The sequence below is a fragment of the Mucilaginibacter gotjawali genome (assembly GCF_002355435.1).
In the GTDB taxonomy this organism is placed as follows: Bacteria; Bacteroidota; Bacteroidia; order Sphingobacteriales; family Sphingobacteriaceae; genus Mucilaginibacter; species Mucilaginibacter gotjawali.
Genome location: NZ_AP017313.1, coordinates 4,720,737 through 4,743,079, shown reverse-complemented (window position 1 = coordinate 4,743,079; position 22,343 = coordinate 4,720,737). Strand labels below are relative to the sequence as shown.

The 22,343-nt window shown below is 44.2% G+C and carries 16 protein-coding genes, 2 tRNA genes and 1 rRNA gene; 5 read left to right on the top strand and 14 right to left on the bottom strand.

Features of this window, described 5'->3' with window-relative positions:
* Positions 1-1,911, bottom strand: coding sequence for a type I restriction-modification system subunit M (locus tag MgSA37_RS20885; protein ID WP_096354705.1), 1,911 nt, complete (start codon positions 1,909-1,911; stop codon positions 1-3).
* A 369-nt stretch (positions 1,912-2,280) separates the two neighbouring features.
* On the opposite strand from MgSA37_RS20885, the gene MgSA37_RS20880 reads away from it, so the two are divergent.
* Complete coding sequence (locus MgSA37_RS20880; RefSeq protein WP_096354703.1) at positions 2,281-2,922, top strand: fibrobacter succinogenes major paralogous domain-containing protein; 642 nt, start codon at positions 2,281-2,283, stop codon at positions 2,920-2,922.
* Positions 2,923-2,968: 46 nt separating this feature from the next.
* Here the strand turns inward: MgSA37_RS20880 and MgSA37_RS20875 are convergent, their stop codons facing one another.
* Positions 2,969-4,930, bottom strand: a complete 1,962-nt coding sequence (locus MgSA37_RS20875; RefSeq protein WP_096354701.1) for a PAS domain S-box protein — start codon at positions 4,928-4,930, stop codon at positions 2,969-2,971.
* 209 nt (positions 4,931-5,139) lie between these two features.
* Between MgSA37_RS20875 and MgSA37_RS20870 the strand changes: the two genes are divergently transcribed.
* Complete coding sequence (locus tag MgSA37_RS20870; protein ID WP_096354700.1) at positions 5,140-5,550, top strand: hypothetical protein; 411 nt, start codon at positions 5,140-5,142, stop codon at positions 5,548-5,550.
* Between the two features lie 122 nt (positions 5,551-5,672).
* On the opposite strand, the gene MgSA37_RS20865 is transcribed toward MgSA37_RS20870, so the two are convergent.
* The 12 genes from MgSA37_RS20865 to MgSA37_RS20810 all read right to left on the bottom strand — a co-directional run bounded on the left by MgSA37_RS20865 (position 5,673) and on the right by MgSA37_RS20810 (position 19,021).
* Positions 5,673-6,815, bottom strand: a complete 1,143-nt coding sequence (locus MgSA37_RS20865) for a carboxypeptidase-like regulatory domain-containing protein (protein ID WP_096354698.1) — start codon at positions 6,813-6,815, stop codon at positions 5,673-5,675.
* A gap of 130 nt (positions 6,816-6,945) precedes the next feature.
* A complete protein-coding gene (locus tag MgSA37_RS20860; protein ID WP_096354696.1) occupies positions 6,946-7,758 on the bottom strand; it encodes an enoyl-ACP reductase FabI in 813 nt (270 codons plus the stop codon).
* Positions 7,759-7,901: 143 nt separating this feature from the next.
* Positions 7,902-9,578: a DNA repair protein RecN gene (gene recN, locus MgSA37_RS20855; RefSeq protein WP_096354695.1), complete on the bottom strand. Its 1,677-nt coding sequence runs from the start codon at positions 9,576-9,578 to the stop codon at positions 7,902-7,904.
* A gap of 143 nt (positions 9,579-9,721) precedes the next feature.
* The gene (locus MgSA37_RS20850; RefSeq protein ID WP_096354693.1) at positions 9,722-11,758 is read right to left on the bottom strand and encodes a M56 family metallopeptidase; all 2,037 of its coding nucleotides are present in this window, start codon (positions 11,756-11,758) and stop codon (positions 9,722-9,724) included.
* 109 nt (positions 11,759-11,867) lie between these two features.
* Positions 11,868-13,742 (bottom strand): M56 family metallopeptidase, encoded by a 1,875-nt coding sequence (locus tag MgSA37_RS20845; protein WP_096354691.1) that lies wholly within the window; start codon positions 13,740-13,742, stop codon positions 11,868-11,870.
* Between the two features lie 119 nt (positions 13,743-13,861).
* On the bottom strand, positions 13,862-14,236 hold the full coding sequence (locus MgSA37_RS20840) for a BlaI/MecI/CopY family transcriptional regulator (RefSeq protein ID WP_096354690.1): 375 nt from the start codon (positions 14,234-14,236) through the stop codon (positions 13,862-13,864).
* Positions 14,237-14,415: 179 nt separating this feature from the next.
* Entirely contained in the window at positions 14,416-14,775 is a 360-nt protein-coding gene (locus MgSA37_RS20835) for a hypothetical protein (protein ID WP_096354688.1), read from the bottom strand.
* A 104-nt stretch (positions 14,776-14,879) separates the two neighbouring features.
* Positions 14,880-15,350 (bottom strand): TolB-like translocation protein, encoded by a 471-nt coding sequence (locus MgSA37_RS20830; protein WP_096354687.1) that lies wholly within the window; start codon positions 15,348-15,350, stop codon positions 14,880-14,882.
* Positions 15,351-15,501: 151 nt separating this feature from the next.
* Entirely contained in the window at positions 15,502-16,398 is an 897-nt protein-coding gene (gene porD / locus MgSA37_RS20825; protein ID WP_096354685.1) for a type IX secretion system protein PorD, read from the bottom strand.
* A complete protein-coding gene (gene coaBC, locus MgSA37_RS20820) occupies positions 16,395-17,597 on the bottom strand; it encodes a bifunctional phosphopantothenoylcysteine decarboxylase/phosphopantothenate--cysteine ligase CoaBC (protein ID WP_096354684.1) in 1,203 nt (400 codons plus the stop codon). The genes porD and coaBC overlap by 4 nt, the downstream gene beginning before the upstream one ends.
* 148 nt (positions 17,598-17,745) lie before the next feature.
* Positions 17,746-18,081 (bottom strand): DNA-directed RNA polymerase subunit omega, encoded by a 336-nt coding sequence (locus tag MgSA37_RS20815; protein ID WP_096354682.1) that lies wholly within the window; start codon positions 18,079-18,081, stop codon positions 17,746-17,748.
* Positions 18,082-18,094: 13 nt separating this feature from the next.
* On the bottom strand, positions 18,095-19,021 hold the full coding sequence (locus MgSA37_RS20810; RefSeq protein WP_096354681.1) for an outer membrane protein assembly factor BamD: 927 nt from the start codon (positions 19,019-19,021) through the stop codon (positions 18,095-18,097).
* A 1,145-nt stretch (positions 19,022-20,166) separates the two neighbouring features.
* Here MgSA37_RS20810 and MgSA37_RS20805 point away from each other — a divergent pair.
* The 3 genes from MgSA37_RS20805 to MgSA37_RS20795 all read left to right on the top strand — a co-directional run bounded on the left by MgSA37_RS20805 (position 20,167) and on the right by MgSA37_RS20795 (position 22,156).
* Positions 20,167-21,688 (top strand): 16S ribosomal RNA (locus MgSA37_RS20805).
* A 214-nt stretch (positions 21,689-21,902) separates the two neighbouring features.
* Positions 21,903-21,977: transfer RNA gene (locus tag MgSA37_RS20800), tRNA-Ile, on the top strand.
* Between the two features lie 102 nt (positions 21,978-22,079).
* Positions 22,080-22,156 (top strand) — tRNA-Ala (locus MgSA37_RS20795).
* The last annotated feature ends 187 nt before the right edge of the window (positions 22,157-22,343 follow it).

Here is a 22,343-nt window from a genome sequence, read left to right as displayed (position 1 = left end):
TTATAGCGATAGGATGTTAAAACTACTTTCAATACTATTTTCCAAATCTCTCGCTTTTGCATTCAAGATAGTCAATGTTTTATGACGCCCTTTCATTTCTGACAAAAATTCTTCCTCTGTCAAACCGTCCTCGTCAATTACCACCCCTACATACCGCCCAGGGTTTAAACTATAATCCTGCTCTTCAATATCTTTCAATGAAGCAGATTTACATAATCCTATCACATCATCATATACGCCATTGGGGAAACGCTCATTCAGCCAATTGATATGTCCATTAAAATAAGCCACCTTATCGGTCAGGGCTTTATATTCTTTTTCAAGTTCTTCTTTTGCTTTTTGGGCTTTGGTTAAAGCTGTACCGGCTTTGCCCAATTCATTTTTCAATTGTTTGGCCTCGCCTTTACCAGTGGTAATCCTGTCCTGTATTTCATCCCAAACTAATTTTGCGTCATCATATTCTGCAACGGCTTCATTTACCGATGGTTCCAGCGCATTTGCTTTCACTTCATAATCCTCCGCCTTTTGTTGGTAGCTTTCCAGCAGTTGCGTTAACCGCTCCGTTTCACCACGGTGCAGCCGCATAATGGTGGCAATGTTTTGGATATGCTCCTCTGTAAACTCCCTCAAAGCGCGGGTAACCTGCCTGAAAATATTCCGGGCATCAATAAACAATACTTTTGGTTCGGAGCCGGCTTTTGATTTATCGAAAAACCAGAGTGTAGCCGGTAAGGTAACCGTGTAAAACATATTTTTGGGCAGGGTAAGCATGCAATCAATTACCCCGGCTTTTATTAAGTTTTTACGGATGTCGGCTTCGCTGTTGCGGGCATCACTGGCGCTATTGGCCATTACCAGGGCCGCCCTACCTTCTGGTTTTAACGAGGTTGCAAAAAGATTGATCCATAAATAATTCGCATTAGGCACGGTATCAACTTCCTTTTCTTTCTTTTTGGCGCTGCTTTTGGTTTTGTTTTGCGGTATGCCGTATTCGCTAAAACGTTTTTGAGCTTTAACCCGGTCGAGGTTTACGTCGTCCACATTAAACGGCGGATTAGCCATTACAAAATCAAAGTTTTGGTAACTGTCAAACGGGTCGTCATAATAGCTGTTTGCCGGTTTTATCTCGCCGCGCAAACCATTTACCGCAAGGTTCATCCGTGCCAGCTTTACGGTTTCCGGTGTGCGCTCTACGCCGCAAACAAACAGGTCTTTGTTATCGGTATCGTGCAATTCCTCTTTACGCCGGTCGATAAAATACGAGCTTTGTACAAACATACCACCGCTGCCACAGGCCGGGTCAAGTATCTTGCCCCGGTAGGGTTCAATAATTTCTACCATCAATTTCACTACGCTGGTCGGCGTAAAAAACTCGCCGCCGCCCTGGCCTTCAGCCAATGCAAACTCTGCCAAAAAGTATTCATAAACCTTTCCGAAAACATCGCCTGTAGCATCCTCAGGTATATCCTTAAAATACTTTAACAAGGTTTTGGGCAGGGTTTTATCCTGGTCGTTCACCAGTTTAAAATATTCGTCTTTTGGTAAACTATCCTTTAATTCAGGTTTATACAATTCAACTTTTTCCATCGCCACCTTTATGGCCTTGGCAATGTCTTCCTTTTCGGGCAGGTTAAGCAGGTAATCATATTCCGCTTCGGGCGGCAAATAAAAACCGTATTTATCAATCGCTATTTCGTGCTTTTCCCTTTGCATGCGGCTGCTTTTCTGCGCTTCGAGTTCCGCTTCAATATCCTTTTTTACCTTGTTGTATTTTATAGAGGCAAAACGCAGAAAAATCAACCCTAAAATAGGGGTTGCATACTCGCTTGCCTTTAACCCACTGTCAACCCGTAATTTATCTGCTGCCTGCCAGAGGCTGTCTTCCAATTCCTTTATCTGTTCCGCTGTCATATCTTGTAAGGGAACCAAATTAGTAAAAACAAACGCTATTGTCCATATATTTTAGGTAAAATTCGTTTTTACCCCACTCCCCGCGTTAGCGATTGGCGCGGCTACCGGCCCGCGCTTAAGGCCTGAAGGCGTATGAGCAGAAAGCGCGGCCCGCTTTCTACCAGGCGGGAAACGCCCGCGTTTCAGAAGTCAAAAGTCTTGCCAGTAAATAACACTCCTTACCCTGTTTTCAATACACCCTATGCTGTTGGTGAAAACACCAAACAGCGGCGCAATCAATATAATTTCCCCCCGGCGCAACTGTGCCCTGCAAATCCCCATTATAATGCTTAGTTTTATCAAACAAAAACTAACGCCTTGTTTACACTGATGTCAGCAAAATATACCTCTCGCCAAATCCGTACCTGTTTCCTGTTTTTGCTTGGCTGTTGCGCAATACTGCAGGGCTGTAAAAAAAACATGCCGGCGCCGGTGCAGCCACCTTTTAACGATTACGGTAAAATTACCGTTGACGGATCGGACTACAGAACGGTAGCAATAGGCAGCCAAACCTGGACGGTGGACAATTACCAGGGCAAGGGCGGGTTTGTATATCCAATAGCCGGCGACCCCCTGGGGGCCTGGTACCCGCAGTACGTAGCGCTTTACGACGTAGTATTGCCGCCGTTATGGCGTGTGCCCACCGTGGCCGATTTTAATCAGCTAACAGCCAATGTTTCGAAAAAGGCGGATGCCGCCGGCAATTATACCGCCGGCGCCGAAGTAGCAACCCTGGTAAACAAGCTACACTTTTTAAACACCCCCACCGGGTATTATTATTACCAAACGGCTGTTGCTTATCGGTTTGATAAAAACAGCGCGTATTACCTTACTTCGGATATAAATTTCCCAGGGTCCAACTGGTATAACAATTATGCTTACAAGTTAAACAGCACGGGTGCGGGCATCGTTCTGTTGGACAGCGCGGGCATGGTTACCTGTACTTTGTTACGATTTGTGAAAGATAATTAATGACCAAAGACTCCCTGCCTGCCGACTTTAGACTTCGGATTTAACCTTAATCAACCGGTAGCGTAAACGAAAAAACAGAACCTTCGCCCTCGCTGCTTTCGGCGCGGATGGTGCCGTTATGGCGTTTAATGATTTCGGCGCTGAGGTACAGGCCGATGCCGAAGCCGGAGATATTGCGCATTTCGGCGGCTTCAACGCGGTAATAGCGTTCAAAAATTTTGTCGAGATCGCCGGGGCTGATGCCCATGCCCTGGTCCTTTACGCTTACCGTAAGGGTTTGCCCGGCAAGCTGGTAATCGATAGCGATGGTGCCGCCCGCCGGCGAATATTTAACCGCATTGCTGATGAGGTTTGACAGCACGGAGCTGATCTTGTCGCGGTCGGCGGTAACCACTGCCGGGGCGGTGCTTTGCAGGCTGATGGTATGCGTGCTGACGGTGAGGCTGGTTTCGTCCAGGATTTCGCGGATGAGCTGCCCCATATCAAAGGATTGCCGCTCAACAATGAGCTTGCCCGATTCGAGCCTTGAAATATTGAGGAAGCCGTTGATCATGCGCGTCATGCGTTTTACCTGCATGTTGGCTTTCTCCATGGCGTGGGCCAGGTATTTGTCGTCGCTGTTTTTTAATTTGGCGTTGGCCACCTGTATAATGGCGTGCAGCGAGGTAAGGGGCGTTTTCAGCTCGTGGCTGGCCATACCGATAAAGTCGTTTTTGCGGGCTTCGTCAAGCTTGCGTTCGGTAATGTCGCGCACAATTTTTGAAAGGCCGATGATATTGCCCTGTCCATCCTTAAGCGGCGAAATACTGAGCGAAACATCCAGCAGGCGCCCGTCCTTGGTGAGGCGTTGGGTTTCGAAATGTTCCACCCGTTCGCCCTTTTTTAAGCGTTGAAGGATGCGGGGTTCCTCGTCCTGCCGGTCGGGCGGGATTAGTTTGTAAATGGTTTGGCCGATGATCTCTTCGGCTTTATAGCCAAAGATGCGTTGCGCGGAGTCGTTCCAGCTGGTGATCACGCTTTCGAGGGTCTTGCTGATGATGGCATCATCAGACGATTGCACGATAGCTGCCAGCTTAGCCGATTTTTCTTCGGCATGTTTGAGTTCGGTAACATCAATGGCCATAATAATGCCCGCATCTACGCCGCCGTATTCATTTTTCAGCGGTACAAAATGCACCATATAGGTTTCGCCGCCGGCGCCGCTGCGCTCGAGCGAAAATTTTTCGCCGGCCATCATGCGGTCGTACAAGTGTTTTACGGCCAGGTAGCGTTCGGTTTGCCCTAATTCGGTAGGGTGTTTGCCTTCATAATCGGTACGGTTATAGCCCAGGCGTTCCATCAGGTCGCCCTCCACAATAATGTAGCGGTGTTCCCTGTCAATCACTACTACTATGGAGTTGGGTATATTTGTTGCAATGGACCTGAAAAGGTTCTCGCTGCGCTGCAGTTCGTCGCGGGTTTGGGTAAGTTCGTCATTGGTGCTGGCCAGTTCTTCGTTAATGGCCGCCAGTTCTTCAATGGTGTTTTCCAGTTCGCTATTGGTTGCATTAAGCTCTTCGTTGATGTCGGCCATGCGTTCATTTACGGCCTGCAGCGCCAGCGCGTTTTCGGCAGATTTTTGCCGGGCCAGCACTTCAAGGGTATTGTCAAGCACCCAAACGGCAACCTTTATTACTTTGCCTTCGCTGTTTTTTACCGGCGAATATACAAAGGTTACGTACATGGTTTCTTCGCGCCCATGGCGGATCAATGTCATTTCCACCTCGTTGGCCGAATATACATTGCCTGTACTAACCACGCCCGCCAATGCCGCTTCATAAAAGACCCTCACTTCGGCAAATGCGTCCCAGTAATGTTTTCCTTTAATGGCATCCAAAGGTTTGCCCGCTATGGTTAAAAACTGCCCGTTAACAATTTCACAGGTAAGGGTGGCCGCATCCAATATACAAATACCGATGGGTGCGGTTTGCGCAAGTTGAAAAAGTTCGTCCCCCGGTGTAATTTGCATATTTTTTTTAAAGCGTTTTTTTTCGATCGTAAATATAAGCGATATTTACCCAAAGGGCCAATTAATACGTTAAGCTTGTAGCGTAACCCGGCAACACTACGTATAACACTAAAAAAAACAGATTTTCTTTAAAAAAAATAAAAAAACACATTAAACCATTTTTAAAAGCGTTAGTTTAATGGTTTAGGATTAATTAACATTATACACTTATGAAAAAAATCATCACTATTTTAGGATGTGTTATTTTACTGGCGTTTTCTGCATGTACCAAACAGTATGTGTCGCCGGCTACCACCAACCAAACGCTTTATGCTGATTTAGCCAGCAGCGACTGGACCGCGTACACCGACAACAACGGCAGTAAATCGTATACGGCATCCATCAACATTAACGCCCTCACCAATAATTTTGCAGCCATTGGCGGCGTTATTATTGACATATCCTACGATGGGGGTAAAACCTACGAGCAATTGCCCGAAACTTATGCCAACGTTGCTTATAGCTTTACCTATAGCGGCGGCAATATTTCGCTTTATGCGCAATCGGCAGATGGTACCACGGCAGTGCAGCCAACTTTACCTATCAAGGTGAAAATTATTTTAGTGGACTCGAATAGTTAAGCAGGGGAGTCCATCGCTGATAGTCCATGGTCCATGGTTCTTTTTGGTCGACAGACCTCAGAACATGTACCACGGACTATTTTTTTTGTTAGATTTTGGACTTCGCGACCTTTTACCATGGACTATGGCCCATCAACTTTCCCAACTTCCCCCGGCACATAATCCACCGGCAGTAATTCCGCTACGCCACCGATTCCCCAGGCGCCTTCAAAAAGAATACTTTGGGGGTTAATGATAATGCCGTTTGCATCAAAATAGCTATAGGCCCCGTTGAAGATGAGGGTAGTGCATACCGGGTCGTCCAAAAATGCAGGTTTATCCGGCAGGGGAGCAGCAGGATTTTTTATAGCCTGGTGTGCCCATTTTTTGGCGTACATTATATAAAGGCAATCGGGATAGCCCAGTGCATATTCGCCCGGTATATCGGTGGTGCGGATAAAATCGCTGACGTTTAAATAAGGTTTGCTTACCAGGGTTTCCTTATAACGGGGGATACCGGTTACGCTTTTCGCCGTGTCGGGCGTTCTGATCAGCTTCAGCACCCTGAAGCCCTCCGTTTCTATATCATTGGCGATGGCTGAGCGCAAAAAGTGCATACTGGAGCCCTGGTAAACTTTCAGCCTGTTTTTTACCCACCTGCGTACTGCCGATGGTTTGCCCTGCATCTCGCTGAAAGCCGCCGTCCCTTCGAAATATAAAACACCCGATTTCTCATCATTCTTAAAATTGTTTAAAAAATATTTGATGCGGTAACCCAGGGCTTTGTTCTCAATCTCCAAATAATCCGACGAAGAGGCCGTAAATACCTTCGCCGGTCGGTCGTAATCAAAATCCAGCAGGTCGGGGTTTAATATTTTACAATCTGCCGCAAACTCGCCGTAGCCAAAAAAAAGCCGTAAAAACTTTTGGTAGTATTTATCCCGGTCGCCGGGCGGCATTATTTTTACTTCGTTTAGGGCGATTGTTTTTGGGCTGATGAGGATATCGCCCAGCCGGAGGTCCTTATTCACCATAATAGGCTGATGAACGGTTTCATACCCGATAATAGATACCACCAGGTCATACTGCCCGGGCCGCACGTTGGTGAGGGTAAAGGTTCCGTTGTCCGCAGTTTTGGTACCGGCGCTAGCGTTATTTAAAAATACGCTGGCATCGGCTACGGGCTTTTGATCGTTTTTGTTGATCACCCTGCCGGAAATGGAATATTGGGCAAAGCCCGTAAAAGGCAATGCTAAAAATAAGATGATCCAGATCCGCCGCATCATCAAAAATAAACTAATTATTTAGTTAATCAAAGCCCTGAAAAACAAAAGCGCCACTGAATGTTCAATGGCGCTTTTTATATATTCTTTTTTTACTACTTCTCTTCTTCTTTCGGACTTTCCCGACTAACCCCTACTTTTCCATCTGCTCAATAATGGCCTGGGTTACGCCGGTAAAGCTGAAACCACCATCATGAAACAGGTTTTGCATGGTCACCATTTTAGTAAGGTCAGAGAATAAGCTCACGCAGTAATCGGCGCATTGGTCGGCGCTGGCATTACCCAGCGGGCTCATTTTTTCGGCATAATTGATAAAACCGTCAAACCCTTTAACGCCTGATCCTGCAGTAGTGCGGGTTGGCGATTGTGATACGGTATTGATGCGCACTTTCTTTTTAACCCCGTAGTAGTAACCAAAGTTGCGGGCAATGCTTTCCAGGTAGGCTTTATTGTCCGACATATCATTATAATCAGGGAATACCCTTTGTGCGGCAATATAGGTAAGGGCCACTACGGATCCCCAATCATTAATGGCATCCATTTTCATGGCGGTTTGCAATACCCTGTGCAGGCTTAATGCAGATATATCTAACCCTTTGTGGGTAAAATCGTAATTATTTTCAGGATAGCTGATGCCTTTGCGTACGTTAACACTCATACCTATGGAGTGTAAAACAAAATCAACGCCGCCGCCAAAATGTTCCTGGCTTTTGGTAAACAGGTTGGTAATATCGTCGTTGCTGGTTACATCAGCCGCTATTACGGGGGCATTACATTCTTCGGCGAGTTTGTTTAATTCGCCCATGCGCAAGGCAATAGGGGCATTGGTTAAAATAATTTCAGCGCCTTCTGTTACAGCACGTTGTGCTACTTTCCAGGCAATGGACTGCTCGTTCAGCGCTCCAAAAATGATCCCTTTTTTACCTTTTAATAAATTGTATGCCATGTTAAGATTTTGATTATAATGGACGCAAAGTTATAAAATTAGTTTACAGTTTTTAGTGTGCAGTTTGCAACTAAAAATATAGCAGTTAATAGGTTATCATATCTGCCAACTGGTACTGCCAACTGCCAACTTAAAACTGCCCACTACCCCAACAACTCCCTCGCGTTCTGCAGTGCACTTTCGCCCGGTTTATCACCGCTCAGCATTTTGGCAATTTCCAATACACGTTCCTGTTTATCCAGTTGTTTCATGCGGGTATAGGTGGTGGCACCTTCCTCATCTTTATAAACAAAATAATGGTTTTGGCCTTTGCTGGCTATTTGCGGCAAATGCGTTATGGTGATCACCTGCAAATTATCCGCCAGGCGCTCCATTATTTGCCCTACTTTATTCGCAACTTCGCCTGATACTCCTGTGTCTATCTCATCAAAAATAATGGTTGGCAAAGCGGTGTTTTGGGTGATAAGGGATTTAATCGCCAGCATCAATCTCGATAGCTCACCACCCGAAGCCACTTTGCTCATTTCGGCAAGGGAGTGGCCCTTATTGGCGGTAAAAAGAAAGCGCACAACATCAATTCCGTTGTCCCCCAAACCTCCGCCATTGGGCGGAGAGTTATGTCCGCTTGGTGAAAGTTCTATTTTCAAAGACGAATTCCCCATGCCCATTTCTTCCAGGGTTTTCAGCACATCGGTTTCAATACCGGGGATAGCTTTTTTACGGTTGGCAGATAGTTCGGCGGCCAGTTTTTCCAGTTCGGCTCTGTCCGCATCCAATTGTTTACGCAGTTTTTCAATGGCTTCATCGCCAAAAACAGCCTGCTGTATTTTGTCCGACAACTCATTTTGCAGTTTCAATAATTCAGCCGTGCTGTTCAGCCGGTGTTTCTTTTGCAGGTTGTAGATCAGGCTTAGCCTAGCGTTTATCTCCTCGGCGCGGGCTTCATTGGTATGGGTGCGCTGTTCTATAATTTCAACTTCATTGGCCACATCTTTTAATTCGATGATGGCGCTGTTGAGGCGCTGGTAAAGTTCAGCAAACTGCGGGTTAAAATGTTCTAAAACCGATAGCTGGTGCGCAGCCTCCCGCAATTGAATAATAGCCGAGGTTTCGCCTTCATGCATCAGGTAATAAGCGCCAAGCAGGTTGCGTTTGATTTCTTCGGCATGGCTCAGTTCGTTAAACTCCTGTTCCAGCTGTTCCTGCTCGCCCTCGGCGAGGTTCGCTTTTTCCAATTCATCAAACTGGAACTGGTAATAATCCAGGTCGGCTTTGGCCTTATCACTCTCTTCAATCAGTTGCTTTAATTTTGAGGTTGATTTTTTATACGACCGGAATTTCGTGCGATAATCATTCAGCAAACCATCGTGTTTAGCAACTGCATCCACCACCAAAAGCTGAAACTCCGGGTCGTTGATCTCCAGCGTAGCATGCTGCGAGTGGATATCGATCAGCTTTTCGCCCAGCGATTTTAAGGCGTTCAGGTTAACCGGCGTATCGTTTACAAAAGCACGCGATTTGCCGTCGGCAGAGATTTCACGGCGTAAAACAGTTTCGGCCTCATAGTCCAGGTCGTTATCTTCAAAAAAAGGTTTCAGCTCAAAATTACCGATGCTGAACTGGCCTTCTATCACACATTTTTTTTGCTGGTTAAAAAAATAACGGCTTTCGGCACGCTGTCCCAAAATAAGCGAAAGCGCGCCCAAAATGATCGATTTTCCGGCCCCTGTTTCGCCGGTAAGTATATTTAACCCCTTGCCAAAGGTAATTTCGAGGTTATCAATTAAAGCGTAATTGCTAATACTGAGCTTTTGAAGCATAAAAAAAGTATCCTTGTTTTGGAGGATACTAAGTTACTGTTTTTGTGTTGTAAGGGTTATAAATGTTGTAAAAGTTGTAATGGTTGTAAATGTTCGACCCGAAAAAACCTTACAACCTTTTCAACTTTTACAACAATTACGACTTAGTTATCCCCATCCGGGCTCTCCGGCTTTTCCGGTTTCTCGGGTTTTTCAGCTTTCTCTGTTTTTTCAACTTTTTCTGTTTTCTCTACCTTCTCAGACCTCTCGTCGTCGTTAAAGTTAAAATTATAATTAAAGTTCATGTGTTGCAGCTGTTTAATGTATGCGCGATAAGCTGGGCTGTTGATATAAGCGGTCAGTTTTTTAACTGCAGCGTTCAGCATTTCCTGTTCTCTTTTTATTTCGGGGTTGTGTTGCCATTCACTCATTTCTGCGCCCAGCCTTTCCATTTCTTTTTGTTTTTCCTTTATTTCTGGATTGGAATAGGCTTTGTTGATGCTGTCGCCCAGTTCCTGCATCCGCTTGTTCTGCTCCATAAACTCCGGCGATTTATAGCGGGCGCCTATTTCTTCGCCCATTCTTTTTAACTTTTCAGTTTTATCCTTTATTTCCGGGGGCAGTTTGCTTTCGAGTTCCTCTTCGTATTTTTTATAATTTTCGTCCCTGTCGTCATTATAATTCCTTTCCAGCGGGATCCCGTACTTTTTCCTTAGTTCGGCATCCATTCTCTTAAATTCAGGGGATTTGAAATAAGCGCCGATGCTCCCGCCAAGTTCACCCATCTGAGTCGACATCTTTTCCTCTTTTTCATCCCTTCCCCAGTTTTTTGAGAAGTCTTTACCCGCTTTTTCCAATTCTTGCTGTTCCCTTTTTACTTCCGGCCTGTCGTAATACTCCTGCAACTCCCTGCCCAGGCGCTCCATCTTCTCCTGCATTTCCTTAAAACTTCCACTGTTAAAATAGCCATTAACCGCTTCCGAATGTTTGTGGATCTCGGCGTTCAAATCCTCCATCTTTTTATCGTTTTCAGCTTCTGCGTAGTGGTCATTTTCCTTGTGAACAGCACTTGCATGATGCTTTTTGATGGGATGGGCCTGCGCGGTTTTATTTGCGGACGACTTATGGCCGGTATCAGCCAGCATACTGTTGATCAGCGGACTGATTGCCTTTACAGATATTTTACCCTGCGCAATTTCAGGTTTCAGCAGCGTGATGCAGCCTATTGCTGCCGTAAATATAAGCATGGCCAGCAAAGCCGGGCGCATGCCTGTTGTAGTTGGTTTTGATTTCATGATTCTTTCAATTCTGTTTAATAAATGATACTTTTTGCCTGTTGCGGCCAGCGCTAGCTTCTGGTCGTTTTGGCGGGTTTGTTCCAGTTTTAACAATGCTTTCGCATAGATGAGCGGGCTTGCGGTGGCCTTTACAACCAGGTCGTCGCAGCAGAGCTCACGTTCTTCATTTATAACCCTGTTGATCAATATCGCACAGGGGTTAAAAAATAACAGTATGGCTATTACCTGCTGCAGCAGGTTCACCAGGTAATCATTTCGTTTGATATGGGCCAGTTCGTGCAATATAATAGCTTCCAGTTCCCGGGGCGACAGGTAGGTAGTTAAAGTTAAGGGTAACAATATTACCGGCTTGATATAACCTGCCATGCAGGGTACATCAACCAGGTTGCTCAGCCCTATTTTTACTTTTTTGCTGATGCCGAATGTATCGCTGAACTTATTTACAAGATATTGCAGCTCAATATCGATACTCATATTTTGCTTAATGTTATCCAGCTTTTTGCGGGCGATAACAAGTTTCCCTGTATTGAACAGCAGGCCGGCAATATAAAGGATAGCGATATAAGGCAGATATTGTTCAATATCGTAGTAATAGCGCGCGGTTACCTCATTAAACTGGTGAATAGCCGCAGGTATCCCGGTAATTACCGGCAAAACCGATGGGGGTGCAGACTTAACAACTATCCATTCATAAACATTAATCTCGGTAATCAGTGTATAAAAAAACCAGCCGGTTATAGCAAACAAAGCGCTAACGGCCATCAAATATTTGGCTGAAGACGACAGCTTATTGCCGAACATCAGCGCGACCTTTAGTATAAAGTATACCACCAGTGCCTGCCATAACGAGTGGATCACCGTTATCCCCAAAACCTGGCTGATGTTGTATAATATGTTTCCCATTGCCTCTTTTTAGTTTTAGTCCGAAAGTCCGGAAGTCAGTAAAGTCCGAAAGATTATTGTTGGTTTACTTTTTTTAACCCCTTACAACGTTTACAACCCTTGCAACCTCTTACAGCGAATCCTTCTTCGCCGGTTCGTAAATTTCAACGCCGCCAACGGTATCTCTCAATTTCCACTTCTTGTCTTTCATGGCCTTTTTCCATTCTGGGCTGTTAAATTTTTTGCGCCACTCTTCGCCTTGTTTCTTTATATCCTCCATTTGCTTTTTCCACTCAGGGCTATCAAATTTCTTTCTCATTTCCTCGCCCTGCTTTTTAAAAGCATCCATTTGCGCTTTCCATTTAGGGCTGTTGAATTGTTTTTTGAGGTCTTCAGCTTGTTTTTTCCACTGTTCCTGCTGCGCTTTCCATTCAGGGCTGTCAAATTGTTTTTTCATTTGTTCACCCTGTTTTTTCATAGCATCCATCTGCGCCTTCCATTCGGGGCTGTCAAATTGCTTTTTCATTTGTTCACCCTGTTTTTTCATAGCGTCCGTCTGCGCCTTCCATTCGGGGCTATCAAATTGTTTTTTCATTTCTTCACCCTGTTTCTTCATCGCCAGCATTTGGGCTTTCCATTCAGGTTTGTTAAACTGCTTTTTCATTTGTTCGCCCTGTTTTTTCATAGCATCCATCTGTGCCTTCCATTCAGGGCTGTTAAATTGTTTCCTTATCTCCCCGCGCTGTTTGCGGAAGATTTCCATTTGCTGCCTCCATGCCGTGCCCGAATAGAAATTGCTGTCTGCTTCTTCCATAACGCTGTCTGCCATGGCATCCCCTTTTTTGCCCTTAACAGTAGTTTTACCTTTGCGGGGATGTTTGATCGTATCGCTGTCAAATAAATTCCTGTTGGCGTCAGTATTTATAACAGCTTGTTTTGTTGTATCGATAACAAAATTTGATTTTGCTATTAACTGGTGTGCCTCGTTTCTGCGGGTAGCGGCAACGGCAGTTTTAGGGTTAAACCAGGCAAGGCTGCCCAAACTTCCTGCCAGCAAAAACATGACGATCACCAGGTGACGGATGTTGCCTATCGGCTTATTGGTTTTCATAATTCGTTCAATTCTGTTTAATAAATGATACTTTTTGCCTGTTGCGGCCAGCGCTAATGGCAGGCTGGACACCCTTGTTTCTTCCAGCTTTAGCAAAGCCCTGGCATATATCAATGGTTTGCGGGTTTTTTCAATCACCAGGTCGTCGCAGCTGTTTTCCCTTTCCTGGTGAATGATCCGGTTAACCAGGTGCGCAAACGGATTGAAGAAAAGGAGAATGGTAATAACTTGCTGCGCGATGTTAACCAGGTAATCATTCCTTTTGATGTGCGACAATTCATGTAATAAAATGGCTTCAATCTCACAGGCAGAAAGCTGGGTGGCTATAGATACCGGCAAAAGAATAAGCGGTTTAAAACAGCCTATTATACAGGGAACATCCACCAGCTGGCTGAATTTTAGCTGGACGGGTTTGCTGATGTCGAGCCTTTTTGAAAATTTAGTGATAAACTGCTGCATTTGTTCGGCAGGGATCACCGACCGTTTGATCTGCCTGATCTTATTCCATTCAAACGCCAGCTTAAAAATATTTACCAAAAGCCCGGCAAAATAAGCGGTACATATATAAGGCATGTAAACCGCCAGTGAAACAAAGAAAGATGGTTTAACAGGTGTATAATACGCCAGTTTAAAAGATGGCAGCAACCGGGCAAAATTCACCGGCCCTGCATTTAACCAGCTATAAGAGTGGATCTCAACCAGCAAAGTATAAATAAACAACAGCGAAACCAATGCCAGCGATACAATGGCAAGGTTATATTTTTTTACCGCCGATAACGCCGGCGCTGCCGCAAAAACCATCCGCAGCAAAAAATAAACCAGCATCCCCTGCCATAAGGAGTGAATAATGGTGGTGCCAAAAACCTGGCTGATGTTGTATAATATGTTTTCCATTGCCGTTTTTATTTAGTCCGAAAGTCCGGAAAGTCCGGAAGTCCGAAAGACGCTGCCGTCTGTTTTTTATCTTTAACCTTTACCCTTACAACAAAACACTAATCTCTAGTCTCCAATCTCTAATCACTATCACGAAACTTCTCTAAATAACTCTTTATCGCATCTATCTCATCTTTTGATGCCCGGTGGTGACCGAGGGCCTGGATCACCAGGTCGGAGGTGGAGCCTTTAAAAACCGTGGATATAATTTTATCCAAAGCCGTTTGCTGCGCCTGCTCGCGGGTGATCAACGCTTTATATAAATGCGTTTTTGCTGCGGTATCGCGCTCAACCAGGCCTTTTTCGTGCATTATCTGCATCAGTTTTAAAGTGGTGGTATAGCCGGCATCTTTGTTTTTTGCCAATTCCTCATGCACATCGCGAACGGTGCACTGGCCTTTCTTCCAGATCACCTGTAAGATCTCTAATTCACTCTCTGTTGGTTTAATTTCCATTATCCTTTTATGTTATACGAATTTCTTCGTACAAAGATGTACGATAGTTTTCGTATATGCAAATTAATTTGAATATTTTTTTAAAAATGACGCGCGAAAATGGGAGATGTTACAGGAATTTCGGATTTCGGATGTTCGATTTCGGAATTATTATTTGAGCTAAATGTCTGGAAGAGATACTACTTGATCTTAATCAATATCGTTTTCATCATAGCGCCATTAAAATCTACTATATAAAAAGTATTTTCATCTTCATTGGTGTAAATAATTTTTTCTTGATTATTAAAAAAACGAAAATCTGCTAAGTTTGGGTGATCAACATTATTAACTACCAATTTTGCATTTCTATTTGCCATGCTCATTATGTACAATAAATGAGGAGCAGAAAACGCGAGCATATTATATTTTTGAGAATATTTTGGATTATAATATAAGCCAAAATCATCTTTAGGATTGTTCACAGGATCAATGACGGTTAGCGTTGAACTGTCTTTTGAAACCAACGTCATTCCTTCTTGATTGGGGACTGGGACAAACATTAAAATGTGCCGACAATCATATTCTGAAATGGCAAAAATGCCGTAGGATTTCAGGTTCGTAACTCTCTCAACTTTTTTATCTCTTAACGATATTGAATAGATGTCTACATCATGATTTTGATCTGTCCCAAGTGGCGACGAGTGCCCGTAGTCGTTTGCTTTACAATAATAAATTTTATCCTCGCACTCCGAAAAAAAGCTTCGCTTATGTTTTCATTGCCGGTCGTGATTTTTTGTTTTTGCGAACCATCTAAATTAGATATGTATATTGCTGTATTATTGATGTCTTTTTTTGGACACGCCAAAAACAAAATTTTCGTCACAGTCTTCGAATATTTTGGGTTAAAATAGTTGCTGTCTTTTGTTGAAGGTATTATACAAGTTAATCCGCTGCCATCTGTACCTATCTGGTAGATGGAAGAATTTTGCCTCGAATAAATTGAAAATAAAATATACTGATCGTTTTTCGAAATATCAAACAGACCTAGATCGCTACTGTTCTGAGTTGCACGACTGCAAGAAGAAATTGTTGAAAGTATCGAAATTATAACCGCGATTTTGAATGAATTGATCATAAAATAGTGATAATAGTTAGATCTTAGAAGTTAATAAGGAGTTTTGCTGGACGCCTATTTAATGCTTTGGTTATTATAAATTCAACAAAAATGTATACAACGCTGTAATAACGAGCTGAATACTGAATAAATTTGCCCTACTGCCAACTGCCTACTGCTTCTGCAGTGCCTGGTACTTCAAACCGTTGGCCGGGTCAACCTGGGTTAATATATTGATTACCTGCACCTTTTGCTGCATATCAGCATTGGCAAAAATGGAGACGAACTCATCCCGCTTCGCTGTAAAAAACACCAGCGGGAACATACCCCCAACGCGCTGCATATCCACCTGCGAAAGGGTAGGCATCAGGTCGAAAATGGCTTTCTTTCCCTTAGAGGCATTGTCAGCCATCAGGTCCAACCCGTTGCGGTGGTAATCATACATAAAACTGCGTAGCGGCTGGTAGAGTTTGTTATTGAGGTTTTCCTGCAGCCAATACCTGTTTTTATTCCCGTCAAATGCTTTCCAGCCTTTTGCACTGGAGCCCTGGGCATTGGCAACTACGGTTTGGGCCGCGGCAAAATAAGGAGTGCCGCCAAACCTCGAAAAACTGTCATAATCCAATCCAACAATAACATCAGCATAAAAAGCCAGTATCGAGGTCAACTCTCCCAGGTAACTTTGGTCGCTGAAATCCATCGTTTGCCCTTCGGTGTACGAAAATGAGATATCTTTGTCAAGCGTGTTTAATAAAGTGGAGGTATAACCCGAATTAAAAACGGGCCTTACAGAGAGTACCTGCAATTCGCCGCTAAAATTGCTGTTGCCGTCCCAGTTGGTAACGTTCAGTATAAAGTTGCATTCAATGCGTTCCTGTGGTAAAATATTATCCTGGCTCCATTTGCGGCCGTTCAAAAAATCCTTCATCGCTGTCTCAAGCGTTTGCAGGATCCGTTTATTGGTTGATTGGACTTTGGGCGACAAAACCTGGACGGTGGCATTCAGGTCCTGAGCAGAAGCCATACCGCATAGCAAAAAAAGAAAAATATAAATACTTAATACTTTCATCGTTTTATCAGCTCAATAATTTTATGGCAGATATCCAGGGCAACTTCATCTTTGTTTTTAACAGGGTAGGTGGTTTTTTGTAAGGTTTTGTCGATGATCGTTATCTTATTGGTGTCCTTTTTAAACCCGGCCCCCGCGTCATTCAGCGAATTTAGCACAATAAAATCCAGGTTTTTCATCTGCAGCTTTTTTATTGCATTTTTTTCTTCATCATTAGTTTCCAGTGCAAAGCCCACCAACACCTGGCCGTTTGTTTTTTGCGCACCCAAAGTGCTCAAAATATCAACGGTTTGTTTGAGTTCGATATGAAGATAGTTGTCTGCTTTTTTTATTTTTTGCTGCACCGGGTGCGCCGGGGTATAGTCAGCAACGGCGGCGCTCATGATGCATGCAACGGAATTTTGAAAGTGCAGCAGGCAGGCTTCCAGCATTTCGGCTGCGGAAGTGACATCAATCCTTTTTATAGATGCCTGTTTGCTTTTTTGTGCCGATGGCCCCGAAACCAGCGTAACATCGGCGCCAAGCCGCGCCAGTTGATCAGCAATGGCAAAGCCCATTTTGCCCGAAGAGTGGTTGCCGATAAAACGTACCGGGTCAATTGCTTCGTAGGTAGGGCCGGCGGTTACCAGTATTTTTTGATCAGCTAAGGGAAGCTTTTTTTTAAGCGATGAGGAAATGAATGCTACTATTTCTTCAGGTTCTGCCATGCGTCCTTCGCCGCTCAGCCCGCTGGCAAGTTCGCCAACACCCGGCGGGATCAGGATATTCCCAAAGGATTGTAGTTTAACAATGTTTTCGCGGGTGGCATCATGTTTCCACATATCAAGGTCCATAGCCGGCGCAAAATACACCTCGCATTTAGCCGAAAGATATACCGCCATCAACAAATTATCGCATAAGCCGCCGGCCATTTTTGCCATGGTATTGGCGCTCGCCGGGGCTATAATCACCAGGTCGGCCCAAAGCCCTAAGTCCACATGGTTGTTCCATTCACCGGTTTCGGGAATAAAGTAATCAACCAATACCGGTTTTTTGGAAAGGGTAGAAAGGGTTAAAGGGGTGATGAAATTGGTAGCGTCCGGCGTCATCACTACCTGTACATTAGCGCCGGCTTTTACCAGTAGCCTTATTAAGGTAGCCGCTTTATAAGCTGCAATACTGCCGCATACGCCTAAAACAATGTTTTTATCCTGTAGCATAAGGCCAAGCCCCCTGGCCCCCTAAAGGGGGAATTTAGAAGTAAAATTACTAAAATATGTAAACAAAAAACACCCTATAAGGGTGTTTAATATGGGTAACCGAAGCACTCCTCCTTTGCTCCCCCTTTAGGGGGCTGGGGGGCGAGGGTTATTGTTCTTTAGCCGGATTCCTGTAATAGATCTTGTCTTCTAAAAATTCCTGGATAGCTACCAAAGATGGTTTTGGAAGTTTTTCGTAATATTTTGAGATCTCGATCTGTTCGCGGTTTTCAAAAACTTCTTCCAGGTTATCATTTGATGACGCAAATTCCGAAAGCTTCTGGTGCAATTCTTCCTTTACGTTATTTGATATCTGGTTAGCCCTTTTTGACATAATCACCAACGATTCGTAAATGTTGTTGGTTTTTACATCCAGTTCGCGCAAGTCGCGGGTTACCGTGCTGTTGGCAACGGCTGGCTTGGTAGTATTGTTAACTGTGTTCATAATCAATTATGTTTTATGGGATTTTTTGGTCACCATTGTTTTTTTCAGATGGTGGCTGACTTTTTACTGTATCTTTTGTCGCTATTTTGTTGGCTAACCTGGGGTTAAAAGCTGCTTCAGCCAAAACACGTTTGGTTTTTTCAATGGCCAGGGTGCTTTCCTTTAAATAGTCCTTAGCTTCTTTTAAATATTTACTGTTGGGGTATTTTTCAATAAATTGCTGTGCATAGGCAATATCCTGGTTAAAACGGTCAACCTGGTGGTCTTCGCGGCTATGGTCAGCATATTGGTACTGTGCCCTTATGGTTAAAAAATCAAGCTCTTCAGCGTATTTGGTATCAGGGTAATCGCGCAGGGTATTACCAAATGCAATAACAGCAGCCTGCCAGTCGCCTATTGTTAAATACAACTTTGAATTTGCGTATGATTTCTGTTCCAGTTTATCCCGCAGGTTTTGTATCAGTTTGCTGGCTTCCGGCACACGGTCGCTTTTAGGGTATAAGTTGATAAAATACTGTAGCGATTCAATAGCTTTGTTGGTGTTGTCCTGATCGAGCGAAAAGATCGGCGAATCAAGGTAATAACAATAGGCCGACATAAAGCGACATTCTTCAGCCCGGGGGCTTGACGGATAGGTATCCGCAAATGTTTTAAAATGATACCTGGCCGAAGTATAGTCCTTCAACTTATAATTGGTATACGCATAGTAATAATACAAATCTTCCGCCTGTTCCTGTCCGCGGTAACGTGTTACCAGGGGATCAAACAAGCCTAAAGCTTTTGAATATTCCTTTTTGTTATATAACTTAATCGCCTCCGAATACTTTTTGGCATTATCGTTACCGGTGCGCAATTTTTCATATTTGCTTTTACAACTGCCCAGCGCAATAATTAAAATAGTGAAAACACCGGCTAATAACCCTAGTTGTTTTTTAAACATTTTGCAAAGATACGTGAATAATATAAATCAGTCAATTAATTATTTTCTTCGGCCTTTTCCATAGCAAATGGGCTCAAACCCATTGCTGCTTTTGAAGCGGTTCCCTTTTTCTTCGGCTAATATAGGATGCTTGTTTTGCCCGTAGTATATATACAGGTATGATTTAACATCTTTTAACGAATTGTGAGTGGTTCATGGTTCATCGTTGATAGTTCATAGATTATAGTTTGATCGGTGAATGGTTTTAAATTAAAACTGTTTGGTTTTATATAGTATATATAAGAGGGGCAAATAGTTTTAATTAAAACTGTTTAGTTTAGGTAAGAGGGACGAGTGGGGTTAATTTAACTGTTTTGTTTTTATATAGTATATATATAATACAACCGCGCAATCTTTTGCGTTAAGTCGGGTTTCAGGCAGAATAGCTCACCTGATCCCGGCAGATCGGGCCGGCAAATGCCAGGTGCAAACGATGTGCGATAGGTTATTTAAAGCAACATGCCTCATTTAAGCTACCTGGCTGCTGCTTTCATTTAAAGTTTCCATGCCGGATTTGTTTGATTTGATGTATAAGTCTATATATTGATAAATCCGGAATACCTGTTCCTGGATGCCTGTTTTAGCTATAAACCATGAGCGATGAACAGTCAACTAAACTTTTTCCTGCTGATTTGCAAAGTGTTAACAATACACATGTAATTATTCTTACAAACTATTTGCAAAATCGAAAACTGTGCTTACCTTTGCAGCCCGCAAACGAGGAAAGAAAAGGAGAGGGGAAGCGGGGAAAAAGAAGAAAAGTAAGCTTTAGAAAATAAAAAAAAATAAAGTTTGCGAAACAGAAAAAGGTTGATACCTTTGCAGTCCCAAAAGAAAGGGTCGCCGAAAGGCAAAAAGCGGAGAGCGATTCTCAGCTTTAAAAAATGAAAAGTTGACACTTGAAAGAGTGGAACACTATAAAGTCTGAACCGTGAGGCGAAGATGAAAAGTTCTTATAAAAGATAGATAATCATGTAGCATAACAGCTGAGCCGCGAGGCGAGGTAGTTATGAGATAAAAAGAGAGAGGATACTGTAAAAGGAATAATTTTTTTACAGATTCTATTAATTAATAATAGGGTCAGGTAAATCAAACAACAACATTATACAATGGAGAGTTTGATCCTGGCTCAGGATGAACGCTAGCGGCAGGCCTAATACATGCAAGTCGGACGGGATAGGAGAGCTTGCTTTCCTTGAGAGTGGCGCACGGGTGCGTAACACGTATGTAACCTACCTTTATCAGGGGGATAGCCTCTCGAAAGAGAGATTAAGCCCGCATAACATGAAGACACAGCATTGTGATTTCATCAAATATTTATAGGATAAAGATGGGCATGCGGAACATTAGCTAGTTGGTAAGGTAACGGCTTACCAAGGCTACGATGTTTAGGGGATCTGAGAGGATGACCCCCCACACTGGTACTGAGACACGGACCAGACTCCTACGGGAGGCAGCAGTAAGGAATATTGGTCAATGGGCGCAAGCCTGAACCAGCCATGCCGCGTGCAGGAAGACGGCCCTACGGGTTGTAAACTGCTTTTGCAGGGGAATAAACCTCATTACGTGTAATGAGTTGAATGTACTCTGAGAATAAGGATCGGCTAACTCCGTGCCAGCAGCCGCGGTAATACGGAGGATCCAAGCGTTATCCGGATTTATTGGGTTTAAAGGGTGCGTAGGCGGCCTATTAAGTCAGGGGTGAAAGACGGTAGCTTAACTATCGCAGTGCCTTTGATACTGATGGGCTTGAATGTACTAGAGGTAGGCGGAATGTGACAAGTAGCGGTGAAATGCATAGATATGTCACAGAACACCAATTGCGAAGGCAGCTTACTATGGTATGATTGACGCTGAGGCACGAAAGCGTGGGGATCAAACAGGATTAGATACCCTGGTAGTCCACGCCCTAAACGATGAATACTCGATGTTAGCGATATACAGTTAGCGTCAAAGCGAAAGCGTTAAGTATTCCACCTGGGGAGTACGCCCGCAAGGGTGAAACTCAAAGGAATTGACGGGGGCCCGCACAAGCGGAGGAGCATGTGGTTTAATTCGATGATACGCGAGGAACCTTACCCGGGCTTGAAAGTTAGTGAATGATACAGAGACGTATCAGTCCTTCGGGACACGAAACTAGGTGCTGCATGGCTGTCGTCAGCTCGTGCCGTGAGGTGTTGGGTTAAGTCCCGCAACGAGCGCAACCCCTATGTTTAGTTGCCAGCATGTAATGATGGGGACTCTAAACAGACTGCCTATGCAAATAGAGAGGAAGGAGGGGACGACGTCAAGTCATCATGGCCCTTACGTCCGGGGCTACACACGTGCTACAATGGGCAGTACAGAGGGCAGCTACCTGGCAACAGGATGCCAATCTCAAAAAGCTGTTCACAGTTCGGATCGGGGTCTGCAACTCGACCCCGTGAAGTTGGATTCGCTAGTAATCGCAGATCAGCAATGCTGCGGTGAATACGTTCCCGGGCCTTGTACACACCGCCCGTCAAGCCATGGAAGCTGGGGGTGCCTGAAGTGCGTAACCGTAAGGAGCGTCCTAGGGTAAAACCGGTAACTGGGGCTAAGTCGTAACAAGGTAGCCGTACCGGAAGGTGTGGCTGGAATACCTCCTTTCTGGAGCAGTATCCACAAAATCTCTTCAAAACATAACAGCTGAGGCTGTTAGCTGCATGATCTATTTTTTATATAAAGGAAACCCAAAAGATGAAGCCATCAGGACATGGCTTTAACTGAAAGAGGTAGCGGGATTGTAAGAAATTACGAATTACGATTTACGAATCACGATTGACTAAATCCGAAGTCGTAAATACGAATTCCGAAATCACAAAGTCCCGTAGCTCAGTTTGGTTAGAGCACTACACTGATAATGTAGGGGTCAGCAGTTCAAATCTGCTCGGGACTACACGCGGCGCAGCCGCGAGTCAAAAGTCGGAAGTACAGAGTCCAAAGTCAGAAAAAGACAAAGACTTAGAACTCAAGACTTAAGACTTACGACTCATCATAGGGGGGATTAGCTCAGCTGGCTAGAGCATCTGCCTTGCACGCAGAGGGTCAACGGTTCGAATCCGTTATTCTCCACCACGCCCACCGTTTCCCTCAAGGGGGATAGGATATCATGCAAAGTTTGAGGGATCAAACGGGGCCACGTTCTTTGACATATTGGAAGAAGTAAATTGAAAGAGAAGACAACAGTATAGAGGACTGTTAAGGCTTCAAAGGTTTACAAGAACAAAGGGACAACGGTAGCGATACCAATGAACTGATGAAC